This is a genomic window from Pseudoalteromonas sp. SD03 (assembly GCF_040937955.1).
Taxonomy (GTDB): domain Bacteria; phylum Pseudomonadota; class Gammaproteobacteria; order Enterobacterales; family Alteromonadaceae; genus Pseudoalteromonas; species Pseudoalteromonas tetraodonis.
Map to the genome: position 1 here is coordinate 2,194,434 of NZ_CP162514.1, position 16,865 is coordinate 2,211,298.

General features: G+C 39.9%; 16 protein-coding genes. 7 read left to right on the forward strand and 9 right to left on the reverse strand.

The genetic code is table 11. The features are described from left to right. Position 1: 1 nt before the first annotated feature. From zwf to ABZP26_RS10165, 5 genes are all read right to left on the reverse strand, one after another. A complete protein-coding gene (gene zwf, locus ABZP26_RS10145) occupies positions 2-1,474 on the reverse strand; it encodes a glucose-6-phosphate dehydrogenase (protein WP_013465247.1) in 1,473 nt (490 codons plus the stop codon). A gap of 235 nt (positions 1,475-1,709) precedes the next feature. Then, positions 1,710-3,356, reverse strand: a complete 1,647-nt coding sequence (gene pgi, locus ABZP26_RS10150; RefSeq protein ID WP_028835030.1) for a glucose-6-phosphate isomerase — start codon at positions 3,354-3,356, stop codon at positions 1,710-1,712. A 319-nt stretch (positions 3,357-3,675) separates the two neighbouring features. Next, entirely contained in the window at positions 3,676-5,931 is a 2,256-nt protein-coding gene (locus ABZP26_RS10155) for an aminotransferase class V-fold PLP-dependent enzyme (RefSeq protein ID WP_368484925.1), read from the reverse strand. 107 nt (positions 5,932-6,038) lie between these two features. Then, entirely contained in the window at positions 6,039-7,115 is a 1,077-nt protein-coding gene (locus tag ABZP26_RS10160; protein ID WP_016900418.1) for an AI-2E family transporter, read from the reverse strand. Continuing rightward, positions 7,108-7,326 (reverse strand): hypothetical protein, encoded by a 219-nt coding sequence (locus tag ABZP26_RS10165; protein ID WP_033104406.1) that lies wholly within the window; start codon positions 7,324-7,326, stop codon positions 7,108-7,110. Before ABZP26_RS10165 ends, ABZP26_RS10160 begins: the two co-directional genes overlap by 8 nt. Positions 7,327-7,469: 143 nt before the next feature. On the opposite strand from ABZP26_RS10165, the gene ABZP26_RS10170 reads away from it, so the two are divergent. Genes ABZP26_RS10170 through ABZP26_RS10190 form a run of 5 tightly spaced genes read left to right on the forward strand, consistent with a single transcriptional unit; the run spans position 7,470 to position 10,995 of the window. Next, positions 7,470-8,120: a hypothetical protein gene (locus ABZP26_RS10170; protein ID WP_016900419.1), complete on the forward strand. Its 651-nt coding sequence runs from the start codon at positions 7,470-7,472 to the stop codon at positions 8,118-8,120. A 12-nt stretch (positions 8,121-8,132) separates the two neighbouring features. Next, a complete protein-coding gene (locus ABZP26_RS10175; protein ID WP_013465253.1) occupies positions 8,133-9,590 on the forward strand; it encodes a M48 family metalloprotease in 1,458 nt (485 codons plus the stop codon). Positions 9,591-9,644: 54 nt separating this feature from the next. Beyond that, on the forward strand, positions 9,645-9,992 hold the full coding sequence (gene arsC / locus ABZP26_RS10180) for an arsenate reductase (glutaredoxin) (RefSeq protein WP_024601122.1): 348 nt from the start codon (positions 9,645-9,647) through the stop codon (positions 9,990-9,992). Further along, a complete protein-coding gene (gene wrbA, locus ABZP26_RS10185) occupies positions 9,992-10,546 on the forward strand; it encodes an NAD(P)H:quinone oxidoreductase (protein ID WP_013465255.1) in 555 nt (184 codons plus the stop codon). The genes arsC and wrbA overlap by 1 nt, the downstream gene beginning before the upstream one ends. After that, positions 10,543-10,995, forward strand: a complete 453-nt coding sequence (locus tag ABZP26_RS10190) for a DUF2069 domain-containing protein (RefSeq protein WP_013465256.1) — start codon at positions 10,543-10,545, stop codon at positions 10,993-10,995. The genes wrbA and ABZP26_RS10190 overlap by 4 nt, the downstream gene beginning before the upstream one ends. 63 nt (positions 10,996-11,058) lie before the next feature. Here the strand turns inward: ABZP26_RS10190 and ABZP26_RS10195 are convergent, their stop codons facing one another. Both ABZP26_RS10195 and ABZP26_RS10200 read right to left on the reverse strand, forming a co-directional pair. Further along, a complete protein-coding gene (locus tag ABZP26_RS10195; RefSeq protein WP_368484926.1) occupies positions 11,059-12,396 on the reverse strand; it encodes an ankyrin repeat domain-containing protein in 1,338 nt (445 codons plus the stop codon). A gap of 209 nt (positions 12,397-12,605) precedes the next feature. Continuing rightward, a complete protein-coding gene (locus ABZP26_RS10200) occupies positions 12,606-13,199 on the reverse strand; it encodes a phospholipid-binding protein MlaC (protein WP_368484928.1) in 594 nt (197 codons plus the stop codon). A 246-nt stretch (positions 13,200-13,445) separates the two neighbouring features. Here ABZP26_RS10200 and ABZP26_RS10205 point away from each other — a divergent pair, with 246 nt between their 5' ends. Further along, on the forward strand, positions 13,446-13,982 hold the full coding sequence (locus tag ABZP26_RS10205) for an acyloxyacyl hydrolase (protein ID WP_350314789.1): 537 nt from the start codon (positions 13,446-13,448) through the stop codon (positions 13,980-13,982). A gap of 85 nt (positions 13,983-14,067) precedes the next feature. Further along, the gene (locus ABZP26_RS10210) at positions 14,068-14,217 is read left to right on the forward strand and encodes a DUF2897 family protein (protein ID WP_096040836.1); all 150 of its coding nucleotides are present in this window, start codon (positions 14,068-14,070) and stop codon (positions 14,215-14,217) included. A gap of 34 nt (positions 14,218-14,251) precedes the next feature. On the opposite strand, the gene ABZP26_RS10215 is transcribed toward ABZP26_RS10210, so the two are convergent. Together ABZP26_RS10215 and bamC are read right to left on the reverse strand one after the other, a co-directional pair. Beyond that, positions 14,252-15,640 carry a YjiH family protein gene (locus ABZP26_RS10215; protein WP_024601116.1) on the reverse strand — a complete coding sequence of 463 codons (1,389 nt, stop codon included), beginning with the start codon at positions 15,638-15,640 and terminating at the stop codon, positions 14,252-14,254. A 65-nt stretch (positions 15,641-15,705) separates the two neighbouring features. Further along, a complete protein-coding gene (bamC, locus tag ABZP26_RS10220) occupies positions 15,706-16,764 on the reverse strand; it encodes an outer membrane protein assembly factor BamC (RefSeq protein ID WP_368484929.1) in 1,059 nt (352 codons plus the stop codon). Positions 16,765-16,865: the final 101 nt, after the last annotated feature.

Sequence of the window (16,865 nt, forward strand, 5' to 3'; positions counted from 1 at the left end):
CTTATGCCTTATCGCCAGTATTAAACCAAACATGATTATTCTCTGCTAATAATTCATCTGCATCTTCAGGGCCCCAACTACCGGCTCTATACAGTGCTGGTTTACCTTTTTCTTGCCAACGTTCAATTATTGGATCAATCCATTTCCATGCTTGGCGTACTTCATCACGATGAATAAATAATGATGGATTATTCGCTGCAGCATCAAGCATTAAACGTTTGTAAGCATCTGAGTGAAAGCCATTACTATATGCTTGCGACAGCTCAATGTTCATCGTTACAGGTTCAAGTTGCATGTCTAAATTATCTAAACGCTTCGACATCAGCGTTAATTGAATACTTTCTTGTGGTTGTAAACGGATCACCAAACGGTTTGGCTCGATATTACCTACGCTGTCCTCATACACGTTATGAGATACTTTTTTATATTCAACCACAATTTCAGCGCAGCGCTTTGCCATACGTTTACCGGTACGCAGGTAAAAAGGCACACCTGCCCAACGCCAATTATCAATGTGCGCACGAATAGCCACGAAGGTTTCAGTTTTACTTGCCCCTTCGTTTAGCTCTTCTAAGTAACCTGGGACTATTTTACCGTTTAAATCACCCGGTACGTATTGCCCACGAATAATATTGTCATCAACATCGCTGCCCTCTAATGGGCGTAATGCTTCTAATACTTTTAACTTTTCATTGCGAATACTATTGGCTTTAAGTTTATGCGGTGACTCCATTGCGACTAAGCAAAGTAGCTGTAACAAGTGGTTTTGCACCATGTCACGCAAGGCACCGGCTTTATCATAAAAACCAGCGCGGCTCTCAAGCCCTACCGTTTCTGATAAGCTAATTTGGATGTTATCAATCGATTTAGCATCCCACATGTTTTCAAATAATGAATTTGAAAAACGCAATGCCATTAAGTTTTGAACGGTTTCTTTACCTAGGTAGTGGTCAATACGGAAGATTTGATCTTCGTCGAAGTACTGTGCAATTTTCGCATTAATAACTTCTGCAGACTCGCCACAATAGCCAATTGGTTTTTCTACAACAACACGTGAATTGGCTGTTATTAATTTTTTAGTGGATAGAATTTCACAACAAGTGCCATACACAGCTGGCGGAAGAGATAAGTAAAACACACGAGATTTATCGCTGTCGTCTTCATCAAGAATTTTTTTCAGTACATCCCAGTTATCATCCGCTTCGGTAACATTACTCACTACAGGCACTAAAAACGCTGAGAACGATTTCCAATCCTTAGCGTTATACTCGCCTTCGCTTAAAAATTCTTGTAATGCTTTGTGTGCGGTATCAATGTATTCATCACATTTACTTTGTTCGCGCACGGTAGGCAAAATACGTGAGCCTTGCGGTAAGTTACCTTCTTGATATGCTCGATACATTGCAGGAAGTAATTTGCGTAACGCAAGATCACCACCGCCCCCAAAAATTATAATATCAAAAGGATTAAGCATAGTTACTCTCTACGTTTATGCTACCTGCCACTACCGTATTGGTAATCAGTTATAGCGGTTTATTATCTGGATAATGCAGGCCTTAGCACAAAGCCTACTAATGTTGTTCGTTATATGCGCCATAAAAAATGGGTCTAGGGACACTGTAATTCCTCTCACAAAAATACAGGCCCTAGGACTCCAGCGCTACCCGTTCAAAGGTATTTGGTTACTTATTGTGTAATAAGTGAATGTGTTACTGCGTACGGTGTTGTTTGTAGTACGCCATCAAGCCCTGTGTTGAGCTGTCGTGCTCATTAACCACGTTATCGTCGGTTAATTCAGCTTCAATTTTAGAGGCTAAACCTTTACCAAGCTCAACGCCCCACTGATCAAACGAACATATTTGTAAAAGAATACCGTGGCAAAAAATCTTATGTTCATACAGTGCAATTAAACGACCCACCGCTTTTGCATCAACCGTGTCTAATAATATAGACGTTGTTGGGCGGTTTCCTTGATGAATTTTATGCTTTAGTAGCATTTCAATTTGCGCAGGCGTTTTGCCTTTGGCTGCTAAATCAGCGGTTATCTGCTGCGCATCTACCCCGTTCATTAATGCTTCGGTTTGTGCAAAAAAGTTCGATAATAAAATATTGTGATGCTTATCAACGTTAACCTGTGGTTTTACAGAGCCAATAAAGTCCGCAGGGACAATTACATTGCCTTGGTGCAAACATTGATAAAACGCATGCTGGCCATTTATTCCCGTCATGCCCCAAATAATAGGCACGGTAGTGTAAGGTACGGTTTGCCCGTCAAAAGTGACGTGTTTACCGTTACTTTCCATTTCACCCTGTTGTAAATATGCAGGCAACATATGCAATGCTTGGTCGTAAGGTAAAATAGCTTGCGAATCAAATCCTAAAAAGCTGGTATTCCATACACTCAACAACGCCATAATTAAAGGAATATTCTGCTCAAGCGGTGCCGACTTAAAGTGCTCGTCAACTTCAAACGCCCCTTCTAAAATAGCTTCAAATGCTTCAAAGCCGGCATAAAGTGCAATAGGTAAACCAATGGCACTCCAAAGTGAAAAACGACCCCCAACCCAATCCCACATGGTAAATACGTTTTCGTCACTAATACCAAATGCCGCGGTTTTTTCTAAATTGGTGCTTACTGCCACAAAATGCTTTGCTATGGCGCTTTTATCTTTGGCGCTATTTAAAAACCAATCAACCGCTGTTTTTGAGTTGGTCATGGTTTCTGAGGTAGTAAAGGTTTTTGACGAAATAACAAATAACGTTGTTTCAGGGTCAACTTTATTCAATACTGACGCAATTTGTACGCCATCAGCATTAGAAACATAATGAACGTTTAACGGCTTATCAACCACTGCTTTAAGTGCTTCAGTCGCCGTTTGAGGGCCTAGGTTTGACCCCCCTACTCCAATACTCACTACATCTTTCACCGCTTTACCGGTGTAACCTAACCACTGCCCGCTGCGTACTTTTTCAACAAAGGTTTTAATTTTAGCAAGTTCGCTATCGACCGCCTCAGTAATATTTTCACCGTCAACAATAAGCGGTGTATGGGCGCGATTTCTAAGTGCGGTATGCAATACGGCACGGTCTTCGGTGATATTTATTTTCTCACCGGCAAACATTTTTTCACGCCACGCTTCAATATCACACTCTTTAGCTAATGAGATTAATTGAGCGAAAACTTTCTCATCAATACGTTGTTTTGAATAATCAAACAATACACCAGGAATGTGAGTAGAAAATTGAGAAAAACGAGAATCGTCTTGTGCAAATAAAGTTTTCAGATGTGTTTGTGCCATCTTTTGTGCACTATTTTCTAGTGCTTGCCAACTTACTAACTCAGAACGGCTCGCCATGTAAACATCCCCTAATTTATTAATCTATTGATTTAAAGCGCTTTATTTAATTTCTTACGACGCAAAACAACCGAATTTTGTAAAAAGCAAAGCCCAATATTATAGCTTAAAAAGTCTAATTTGCGTTATTTTTATAAGCTTTGATGCAGATAATAGCGCAATTTTTTGCTTTTGACACCGGTATCATAAAATTAAAAATTGAATTTAACAACTGATCAGCCCCTCTCTTTAATGAAGATTTTATTAATTTCTAACTGATCCAAATTAAAGCGAGCAAAAAAAAGGCCGACAAATGTCGGCCTTTCCTCTAAATAAACAATTAACCGGTTAACGCTAAACCACCCGATAAGTTATAAACACTGCTGTAACCAAGCTCAGTCAAATTTGCTGCCGCAATTTTTGAACGGTTACCACTGCGACACACCAAAATATACTGGTTGTTTTTGTCCAATTGGCCTTGCGTAAGTGCATGAGCCATTCGACTTAAAGGAATATTTAAGGTTTTAGCTATGGGTACGTTTAGCAATGCGCTTAAATTATTAGCGCCGTGTTCATAAGGTTCTCGGGTATCAATTAAATACGCATTGCCCTCTACCAGTATTTCTTTTGCTTGGTTAAAACTTAATTGCGAAGTTTCTACAGCAGGCTTAGCATTAACATAACCACAGAGCGTGTTGGCTTGTGTGTGTTGTTGTAAATCTGCTTGCTGTTTTTGTGCGGTAAATTCAGCGTCATCAATATCACCTTTAAGTAAGGCTTGTAATAATGGCGTTTGCTGCTGTTGAACAGCCCAGTTCATTGCAAAGCACTGTTGGTAATCATGCCCTGAACACACCACACTTTGCGGATTAAGCTCTGCTGCTAACATCGTCAAGGAATGCGCCATTTTCATTGCATCCCCGCCATCAAGCGCGGTATTTCCAAGCCCTGCAGGTAAAATTAAATCACCACAAAAACAGTACTGAACATCTCCATTATTCGCTTTTAATAAATAACTCACGCTATCTTGGCTATGCCCTGGTGTGGCTAGCTTTTCGAGTACGTGAGTGGTTAATTGCAATTTGTCGCTATTCGTTGGCCAGCCTAATTTATCAACCTCTCCAGCGACTAAGTATTCTTTAAGTGCGCTGCGCATTAAATCAAGTGCGCAGTGACGTTCTTGATGCTCATGCGTATTTAAAATAGCGGTAATAGTTAAATTTTGCGTAGTTACTATTTTTTCAAAGCGAGGGATCAGTTCAATAATCGGATCGATAATAAATGCATGTTGATCATCTGTTACATACAACCAACTACATGCACCTTGGTGTCTAAATTGGGTAAGCCCTAAAGCACATAGTTCTTGCAAAGGAAAACTGCTATCAGAAATCACTAAACAGTTAGCTTGTAATACCGTTTTAAGCGCTCTAATTTGTTCACATGCATCATCTATTTGCGCCATCGTAGCAGCAGGGCCAAATGACAAACGAATAGCGTTTTCACTTTGCCACTGTGAGGCTCCCATCGCATCAAGTACAAAGCTCTGCGTAGCTCCCGTGCTGCATGCAGAACCACCGCTTACCCTAATACCTGCAGCGTCAAATAAATCAATAACTTCTTTACTGGTTAAATCGTTAACCGCAAAATTAAGCGTTGTGGGCACAGAGCAGGCAAAGTCATGATTAAAGGTAATACTTCCAAAAGTATCAACTAAGGCGCTATGCAGTTTATCCCGATACAAGTTAAGTACATCTATTGATTTAAAAGTCTCGTCTTGTTTATCTAGCAGCAAACTAAACAGCTTATTGAGCCCAGCTATACCAGGCAGGTTTTCTGTACCAGAGCGCATGCCACTTTCTTGGCCGCCACCGGCTATAAAAGGCGTGTATGGGCTGCCTTGACGAATATACAATAAACCTATGCCTTTAGGTGCATAAAGTTTATGCCCTGAAAAAGGCGCATAATCAATCGTTGTTTCACTTAGGTTGAGCTGTTGTTTGCCAAGCGCTTGTACACAATCAACCATCCAAGTGACTTGGCTATTACGACTACGAATCACCTTTTCTATGGCGCTTAGATCTTGGTAAACACCGGTTTCATTATTAACGGCCATCGTGCAAATCATCAAAGCGTTATCAATATGCTGAGCAATAAAGTCTAAATCTAAAATACCATCACGATTAACCGGAATTGCAATAATGTCAGCGTTAATCTCAAGCACTGTATTCCAATGCTTTAGCGTATTAGGCACCGCTTTATGCTCAGTTGCCCCATATAATAAAACGGGGTTTGGCTTTGTATGGTGTTTTGCATTAATGAGCGTCGATACGATGGCGGTTTGAATCCCCTCAGTGGCACCGGAGGTGAATAAAATATCACCTTGCTGCGCGCCAATGACGGTACGGGCTTTTTGCCTAGTTTGTTCTAATAAGTGCTTGGCTTGAATGCCGGTTATATGAGGACTTGAGGGATTACCAAAACAAATTTGCATAGCATGGCACACCACCTCTGCAATACAGGGCAATACAGGTGTGGTCGCATTTGCATCGAGATAAACTTGAGCTTTGGGTTCATCTGGCAATAAAAACTCTGACATTAAAAACGCACCTTATTACTAAAAAATATATCTTATTCCCAATAGTACATAGTTTTGACAGGAATGAGTAATAATCTTTCGTAATTAAAGTGCGTTTACTATACCTTTTAGTTACCGAGCTCTTGCGCGAGTTCTTCGTGTTTGGATGACCAAGCATTAATAAGTGCTTTGACTAATGATGCTAATGGAATGGCAAAAAACACTCCCCAAAAACCCCATAGCCCACCAAAAAATAGCACCGCAACAATAATAAATACCGGATTTAAATCAACCGCTTCAGAGAACAATAAAGGCACCAATACGTTGCCATCGAGCGCTTGAATAATGCCGTATATAATTAAAACGGTCCAAAATTGAGTTTCTAAACCAAACTGAAACAGCGCTACTGCGGCCACTGGTATAGTTACTAACGCTGCGCCCACAAATGGAATAAGCACCGAAAAGCCTACGAGAACGCCTAAAAGCGCGGCGTACCGTAAGTCCAGTATGGTAAAAGCAATAAACGACACAGAACCAACAATTAAAATTTCAAATACTTTGCCACGAATATAATTCATGATTTGCTGATTCATTTCATGCCACACTTGTAAAATTAAGCGGCGTTGGCGTGGGATCATTTTAGCAATGCTGGCACTGAGCTCTACTTTATCTTTGAGCATAAAAAACACCAGTAGCGGTACCAAAATAAGGTAAATTAACCATGCTACAGCGTCTTTTAATGAATTAAGCGACGCAGACAATACCACTTGGCCAAAGTCGAGTACTTTGGTTTCAACGGTTACTACAATTGACTGTACTTGCTCTGCGCTAATAAGGCTGGGGTATTTATCAGGCAGATCGAGTAAAAACGATTTACCTTGTTCGACCATATGCGGTGTTTCTTGGACTAGGTTACTGCTTTGCTGCCAAAGCACAGGGCCTATAACCAATATTAAAGTGAGCATAATGCCAATAAATATCAGCATTACTATGCTGGTGGCAGTAAAACGCTTAAGGCCAAACCGTTCTAAGTGAACCACAGGCCAATCTAATAAATAAGCTATGATCAGTGCCACTAACACAGGCACAATTAATGGGCCAAAAAAATACAACATGGCAACCAGTGCCAACAATAAAAAAAGTAAAGTGACTGAATCAGGATCAGAAAACTTTTTTTCATACCATGCTTTTACATATTCAAACACGTAACGGCTCCACTAATAACAATCCCTGTTGTTTATTTAACTTGTAATAATACGCTTTTTTTTGCAAATATCGTTCAATATCATCAGTGTTTTGTTCTTGTGAGATATTAAAGGTAATTGCTTGTTTTAACGATATTGCATCACGCAGCCCTAATTTAAACTGAATAAATTGCTGTGGGCATTTATAAGTGCGTAAATTTAGCTCTAGCATACTCGTTTCGCTACCTATTCACATTAATAATAAGTCCTATAACAGGGTCAATTGAGATTAACCGCAGTTAAATTTAACTTTTCCTTAAAACAACCTCTGCAATGGTTTATCCTTATAGCATCGTTAGCTATCAGGATACGTTAATGCCTAATTCGCATAATAAAGCGCAATTGCCTAGCAATCCAACTCTCAAAGAAATTAATTGGTTTAAAAAGCAAATTAATTGGGGGGAGCTGCCGCATTTTTATCATTTAGTGGCTTCATCGGTGAGTGAATGTGAAAGTATTTTAGATCACGGATTTGATAATGCCATCAAGCGTATTATCGACAAACGCAATTGGAATTTAGAAGCGCTGGGAATAGACCCCAACGAACTTTATGAAAAAGAAAGCAATAACAAACCACGAATTTCACTGCATCAAGTGTTTACCGAGCGTGGTTTTGAATTACAAGCCTTCCCTTTTTCTAATGATACCGCCATCGATAGGTACGCACGACATGATGAATCAATGGAGTTTAGGTTATGGGATCCATTGACGATGAAAACCGTTATTCGCATTAATCAGTTACATAAATTCATTGGCTTTTACTTAGACCAAGGTGATGAGGCAGATAAAGCGCTTATATTACATTCTCACAAAGTGGTTCATAAAATTATTGCTTTTTTACAAACTCAATTGAACATTGTTAAGGTTGATGGGGTCACAATAAAGGCGTTTTATCAACTATGTGAAAAGGACAGCCGTTTATACACAGATGATCCTTCAAGTGCTAGTGCCCCTGATAAAAAATAAACAAGGAATATAATGCAGCTAAAATCAGCCTTTATCACTTTATGCAGTGCAGCGCTTACGTTTAGCCTACTGATAAGTGAGCCGTTAAAGGCACAAACCAATCTTCAACTGCCCGACTTAGGCACTTCAGCCTTACAAGCATTGCCAATTGAAAAAGAAAAAGCGATTGGTGAAGTGATGATGATGCAGATCAGAGGCTCATCGCCTTTGATTAACGATCCGGTGCTTGATGAATACCTAACAACCTTAGGTAGAAAGTTAGTTGCTAACGCCAATGATGTGCGTTTTGGGTTTTCATTCTTTTGGTTAAATAATCCCGAAATCAATGCATTTGCATTTTATGGCGGCCATGTTGGTGTACACACCGGATTAATAGCCCAAGCCGATAACGAGAGTCAATTTGCATCGGTTCTTGGCCATGAAATTGCACACGTTACACAGCGCCACTTAGCAAGGCGCATTCAGCAGCAACAAGATAATAGCGGGCTTACCATTGCAGGCATGATTGCTGGTATTTTAGCCGCGGTTGTAGCCCCTGATGCCGGTATGGCTATTATTTCAGCCAGCCAAACACAATCAGCTTTCAGTCAGCTGACACATAGCCGTTCTGCCGAGCAAGAAGCAGACAGAATGGGCATGCAAACCCTCAACAACGCAGGGTTTGATGCCAGAGCATCAAGTGAATTTTTAACTAAACTTGCCGCACAAATTCGTTATAAATATAAACCACCGGCGTTTTTACTCACTCACCCTCTTCCTGAAAGTCGTGTGTCAGATGTTCGCCTTCGCGCCGAGCAATACCCTAAACGCCAAGTAAGCTCGAGCCTTGATTTTGACTTAGCAAAAAGCCGAGTCCTGGCGCGTTACGATAACAAACCCGAAAACGCAGAAGCCTTATTTAGAAAGTTAATGCGCGAAAACACCTATAACAACGTAGCATTACAATACGGTTTAGCTATTAGTTTGCTTGATCAAAAAAAGACGGATGAAGCACAACCTATACTTGATAAGTTACTAGCAGACGATCCTAAAAACTTATTTTATATTGATACCAAAACAGATTTACTCATTGCACAAAAAAAAGCCGCAGAAGCTGTTAGTTACTTAAGCGAGTTAAACAATTATCGGCCAAATAACCAAGTGATCACCTTAAATTACGCCAACGCGGCACTAGAGGCTGAGCAATATGAGTTAGCTGAAAATATATTAAAGTCGTTTTTACTGGAAAAACCCGATCACAGTTTAGGCAAACAGCTTTTAACTGACGCCTACAAAAAACAAGAAAAATTGGCGGCCTACCATGAAGCCAATGCCGATGTATTATCTCAGTATGGCGCGTATTTAAAAGCGGCCGACGAAATACAAAAAGCGCTTAATTTTGTAGAGCCAAGTGAAAATGTTAAGCAACAGCGCTTAAAAGCGTTACTCACACAGTATCGGTTATTGCAAAAAGAGCTTGCGAGGCTTTAAGTCTTTAGTGAGTTCACCTAAAATAGCCACAATTTATACTTTGGATGTATTTTTATGTCAGTTACTATTTATCATAATCCGCGTTGTTCAAAATCACGCGAAACCCTTAACCTATTACAAAGTAAAAACATTGAACCGAGTGTTGTTGAATACTTAAAAACACCCCTTTCTCATGAGCAAATTAGTACCTTAGTTTCTCAACTTGGGTTTAATTCGGCACGTGATTTGATGCGCACCAAAGAAGAGCAGTACAAAGCACTTAATTTAAAAGATGAAAATAGCGAGTCAGTGCTTATTGATGCCATGGTCAATCACCCAAAACTAATTGAGCGCCCTATTGTAGTAAATAACAATAAAGCCGCCCTAGGTCGCCCGCCTGAAAACGTATTAAGCGTTCTATAATGAGCACAACCATCGTGGTGCTGTATCACTCAAGCCATGGCTCAGTAGAAGCCATGGCACATGAGATTGCAGAATCAATAGAGCAACAAGGTGCAACTGCATTACTGCGTACTTTTGTGGCCAAAAACCCGCATGACATTGTGATCAGTAAAGATGATTTAGTTGCCTGTGACGGGCTTGCATTTGGTACGCCGACCCGCTTTGGCATGATGGCCTCACAAGCAAAAACGTTTTGGGAAACCACCAGCGATCTTTGGCTCAAAGGCCAACTTATTGATAAACCTGCCTGTGTGTTTTCATCATCAAGCAGTATGCATGGTGGCAATGAAGCAACCCTACTCAATTTATCATTGCCTTTGTTACACCATGGGATGATGTTGATGGGCGTACCTTACGATGTACCTGAGTTGCTCGGCACCGAAACAGGAGGAACACCTTATGGCGCCTCTCACGTTGCAGGTAGCAATAACAGCTCAACCCTGAGTAAGGATGAAATTAAAATATGTCAAAGCGTAGGAAAACGCCTGACTCAAGTTGCGAGTAAACTTAAATGATTCAAGCAAGCGAGCCTGCTAAAAAACCGATTACCATTAAATTTCAGCGCCTAGCCTTATTTGGTTATATTGGTCTGCTTATTTTAATGCCGTTATGGATGTTTGTATTAGCCCCTAGAGACGGTCACAGTAACACCTTTCTTTTCTTAGTGTATGTATTGCCACTATTACTGCCATTAAAAGGCATATTACAAGATAAAACCTACACCTATGCGTGGGCTAATTTTATTGTTATGTTTTACTTTATTCATGGCTTTACATTGCTGTGGGTCGCACAAGATGAGCTTATATGGGTATTGCTTGAGTTATTATTTGCCTCATCTATGTTTATTGGCTGTACTTATTATGCGCGCCATAGAGGGCAAGAACTTGGGCTTAAAATTCGAAAGCTTAAAGATGAGCTCGCTGAAGAAAAAGCTGCACACGAGCACGATAAAAACAACCCGTAATAAATACCCAACAATGCAAAAACGCGCTAATTAGCGCGTTTTTTTGTAGCAAAACATTAACTTTTAAACTAACTCGCTTAAAGCTGCCAGCCCCACAATACAGGCTAAACCTAGTTGTGCAACAAGACTAAAAACCGACATCATTCGTATTAAAAACAATCCCCATGGGTGTTTTACATGCGGATACAATGAGCAACGCTTTAAGTTCGTTGCAAAGAAAAAACACACCACCGCCGTCATGGTCATAAAAAGAGTAAGCTCACTTTTTATAGTGATGTTTTCATCAAAAAAGAAAAATAACTGTAGCGGTAATAATAAAGCCACAACCGCATGTAGCACATGCACCTTTTTAATTCGCTCTAGCTGCCCCTCTGGCGATAACTCTTTAATACCAAAGTCACGCTCAAGGCACTTAACTAAGTTGCTGGCTTTTATACTAACCGCTAATCGGTAACAACTTAACCCCTCGTTATTTCGCGCTCTAAAGTCATATCCTGCTTTGAGCAGTAAAATCATTAACGATTCGTTTTTACTTATCACCGCGTAATGCAGCGCCGTATTACCTTGGCCGTCTACCGCTTTTTTATCTTGGTACTGCAGGAGTGTTTCTACTACATTTACGTAGCCTTTTTCTGCCGCCCACATAAATGCTGTTTTATCATCTGTATCGGTTAAGGTGCCCGTGGCGCCTTGCTCAATAAAGCGCATCGCCATGGTTTGCTTAGCTTTTTTCTTGTTTAAATGCGCAAGTAAGGCATTTTCTAACAACACAATAGAGTCAACATCAGGAGACACCTGAGTTAACAAAGTAAAGTAATCTTTGCCAGCAGCCACTTTTTCGCTGGTCAGCTCTGCTAAGTGATCAATATCAGCAATCGACTGCGGAATATGCGCACTTAAACGTTCTCTAAAATCGACCTCTTTCCAAATAGATAAGGTATCTTCAGCTGAGAGCTTTGCACCTTGCTCTAGTGCATGCTCTATCAGAGTAAAAAAGCGTTTACTAAAAAATAAGCTAATTAAAGAAAGTGGCGTTTCAATGTTATTTTGTGCCGACACACTTGCATACTTTTCAAGTCGCTGACACAGCATTAGCACAATATTTTCTATGCTGTAATCATTGGCAAAATAATGCTCTTTCAGTGCAGCTATATACTCTTGTGCGTTTTCATCATATTCAGAAATGTGCTGAAAATAACACTCTTCAAATGGCTCTAAGGGGGTTAACCAGGTTAAATAATAAACTGGGGGTAAAACAGTGGTGCATACACCATTATCTTCTTCAGTAGAGCGACAGGCGGGCCAAGCTTCTAAAGCATCTAAAATGAAGGCACCGTTTTGTTCAACCAGCCCTTTGACCAGTAACGGGTATTCCTTTGGCCAAATTAGTACATTTTCCATTAAAACAACACAACTCCAGTGTAGCTCGGGTGAGTAGTCAGTTATAACAGTATTTAGCTGACACCACGCTTAATCAAAGAAGCCAATATTCTACCACAGCTAGGTAGCCAAGCTAGCGTAAACTCATGCAATATAGGCCAAAATACAAAAGCAGCTAACGACATCTGCCATTAGCTGCTTTTAGGTTGGATCTGTTAATTGCAAAAGTACTAACTTTGCTGAAGTTCTGCTGTGACTTGGTCTAATCCCACATCAGAAATACGTTGAATGATCTCTTTTTGCTTAGCACTGAGTAACGAAATTCCCTCTGCAACAATATCGTATACCTTCCACTGATTGTTATTACCTAAACGCAATTTAAAGTGCAAATCAATGGTTGGCTTATTCGGTTCAATAATTTGCGTTTTAACCGTAGAAAATTTAGAGTCGCTTGCAGCAGCGTCTTGCTCAAATATTACATCCTGCCCTGTGTACTTCATAAGCGCACCGGCATAAGTCCCTGTTAAGTAATGCTCTACAGCATTAATAAACGCAACACCTTGGTCGCGGTTAATACCTTTAATATGCTTACCTAATAATTTAAACGACACAAACTTAACATCAATATGTGGCATTAAACGCTGCTGAACAATTAACGACATAGCTTCTTTGCTGGCATCGCCTTTGGCATTTACCTGTCCAATATCGTTAAATAATGATTCTGCTACAGTTTGCAATAACTGCTTAGGTGATGGCTGCGTCTGTGCATACAAAGCGCTACTGAAAAAAACAGCAATAACCACTAAAAGCTTTATAAGTTTCATAAAAAATGCATAGTTTAAATAATTAATTTAAGCGTAATTTACGCAAATAACAGGCAATAAAAAAGGCATAAATAAGCAACTTATTAATGCCTAATTGGCACCAATTGAATTAATTAAATAAATTCAATTGGTTAAATAAATCAGTTAACAAGCCATATACAAGCGGCTTTTTGTCCTCATTGAAAACACCAATTCACCGCCCTTATTATCCCTTTACTATTTTGACTTAAACCCTAGTTGGCCGTTATGAAAACCTCATACAACAGACTTTTTGTTCTTGTTTTTACCCTGTTTATATTGGCTACCAAAGCCGCTTATGCATCCTCTAACCATGGTTATGCCGTCGATTTATTAAAAGGAGAAGGCAATGTAACAGGGGCAAAGCTTGCGTATCAATATCACCCTCAAGGAATGCAAAACTTTGTCGGCGATGCTCGTTTTTATTTAGAAAGCAGCGTTAACGTGTGGCAATACCGCCATGATCAACAATCACAATCCAACGTAGTCTTAGCTGTGTCACCGGTGGTGCAATTTCCAGCATTTAGTGTATACAACACCCCCTTTTATGTAGAGGCTGGCATTGGTTTTTCATTACTTGATGAGCGCTATTTTGCTGGTAAAAACCTAAGTACTCACTATCAGTTTGAAGATAGGATAGGCCTAGTGGCAGATTTTGGTGAAACTAATGTAGCGCTGCGAATTATTCACTATTCAAACGCCGGGTTTAAAGCGCCAAACCCAGGCATTAACTTTTTAACGTTATCGGTGGCACAGCGGTTTTAATTGCTTATTTACAGCCCTAGAGAGGATTGCAGCTTTTATTTAAAGTGGTCATAATTATCGCTTAATAAAAAATAAGAGCATCGCAATGCAAATTTGGCAAATCGTACTCGTTATCGTGATTGTACTGGCTATTGTTATCGGCAATTTAGTACTGCTGCGTTTAAGTGCAAAAAGCGAGTTTAAACCCTCTGCACCAAGCTCATCTGCGCAAAGCAAAGAAACAAAAAAGCCCTGAATAATCAGAGCTTTTTTTCGTTTAAATGATTGTTCTAACCAACTAACCAGTGTGCCATTAAGGCAATAACAGGCAAGGTTACTAAAGTTCTGAGAATAAAAATAACAAATAGCTCAAAAATATTAACCGGTATTTTACTACCTAATAAAAGTGCGCCCACTTCAGACATATAAATAAGTTGCGTTACACTCATTGCCGCAATAATAAAACGTGTTACATCGCTTTCAATTGAGCCTGCGGCTAAAATAGATGGAATAAACATATCTGCAAATCCCACCATAATCGTTTGCGCCGCCATTTCGGCTTCAGGTATTTGTAGTAATTCTAAAAATGGAATAAACGGCATACCTAAATATTGAAATATTGGCGTGTACTCAGCAATAATTAAAGCAAATGTACCCACAGCCATTACCACAGGTAATACTGCAAACACCATATCAAATGCGTTGTGTAAGCCCTCTTCAATTGTGCCTTTTAAGCCTGGTGCTTTTTCTGCTTTAGTTAATGCAACATCAAGTGAATGCTTAAATAATGTTTTGCCTTCAGGAACCAATTCAGCGTTTCCATCGGGCTCTTCACCATCAATAAGCACGTCCTTTTTAAAACGCAGTGGCGGTAAACGCGGAACAATTATCGCAGCCACTACACCCGCTAAACACACGGTTAGGTAAAAAGGTGCAAATAAATATTCAAGCTTTACTTGGCCAATAACAACCAAACAAAAGGTAATTGATACAGCAGAGAAAGTGGTACCAATAATCGCAGCTTCACGTTGAGTGTAGTATTTATCTTCATACTGGCGTGCAGTCATCAAAATACCGACACTGCCATCACCTAACCACGAAGCAACACAGTTAACTGCACTGCGCCCTGGTACGCCAAACAATGGACGCATTACTTTAGTAAGTAAGGTACCCACCAGCTCAAGTAAACCAAAATTAAGTAATAACGGCAGTAACAAGCCCGCTAAAATAAACACCGAAAACAACACCGGTAGTAAATCTTTTAATACTAATAAACCGGTATTTTCTGAGGTAATAGCATGCGGCCCAACTTGAAAATAAGTTAAAAGCACAAACGCCATACCAAATAACCGTGTTACTAACCAAATCCAACTCACATTAAACAAATGATTTAATAAGCGAAATTTGGTTAAGCTTTTCGGTTTAAACACACTAAATATCAACGACATAACGCCAGTAATACAAATAATTGTTGCTATTAGCCCTAGTGCTATTTCACTAAATAAGGCTTGAATTGCTTTTGCCATTACCGCAATAGGGATCGTCATTATTTCGCCAGACGGTACTGGCGTCATGAACAAAAAAACACCGATTAAAGAAGGAATTAAAAAAACCAACCATACTTTCAAATCATAACTTTTTTGGACCGGTGCTGGGCGTGATGAATCTAACTGAGACATATTTTCAACCTGTAAAAACCACAAAAAGAGCTAAGTGCTCTTTTTGTGGGAAGTATTTATATTTATTAAATTTTAATACCGCGCTTGATTAACGCCGCTTCTAATGCTTGTTGTAACCCATTCATTGTACCTGGTTCAAGCGTTTCGCCTTTGTCATCCATCCACGTTAGACTGGTGCCACCTTGTTTGGTTTTGCTAACCAAAATTTGGTATTGACCTTCATCAATTGGAAGCTCTGTTGGTTCATCGCCCCAAATTGAATCCCACACACTGCTTTCTACTTTCGCATAATCTGCTGTAATTAAACCTGTCTCTTGGTTTACTTCAACAATTGTGAACGACAAACGCTCTAAAAATCCAGAAAAGCGATCGAATACGGTGTCATACGTTTGCTCAGTAACAAGTGCGGCATTGCCTTTGTTATCAAACCCGAGTTCTAACGAGATGATCCCTTGACGCTTACGCATATCAACTTCAAGCTGACGGTAGCGGTAATCAAACTCGCTCACTACTTGGTTAAGCGCACGCACTTCAAGCTGTTGTTTTAATAAATCAGTTAGCGGCTTATCACCTTTAAAATCAATAAGCTCAGCGGTTAAAGACGCTGTGCGTTGGTGTTCTTTTTCTTCAATGGTAAATTTAAAACGCTCTAAATCAACGCTTTCATCATTGCCCCATAACCAGCTTTCTTCAGGCTTTACAATAGCGTACCAATCGGTTACGAGTGTTCCTTGCGTTTTATCTAGCTGTGTTGCACTAATGTTATTATCAGCAAGCACCGCTTGAATCGAATCCCAAATAAACACATCTAAATCTTCAATGCCGTCATTTTTATCAAAATAAATACGCGCTTGTTTATCTGCTTCCTCAACCCAACTGCCTTTAGCAATGGTTAAAACTTGCGCCGGCGGACGATAGTTTGTTGCCTCCGGATTATTATCATATTGACCCACATCCATTTTATAAACAGGATCTTGAGCGGGTTGAGATAACGATGCAGGCGCTTTAACCGGCTCATGGGCGCGGTAATTACGCTCATTATGAGCATCACTTGTAAATACACTACACCCTGACAAACTTACCAATACACTTACTGCTAGTGCTTTTGGGATCCAATACTGCACAGATAATTCTCCTTAGCATACCCTTAATTGTTTTAACAAATATATGAGTGGGTAATGCCGATTTGGTTCAGTGTAAAATCAATATTAACTTTACATTTATA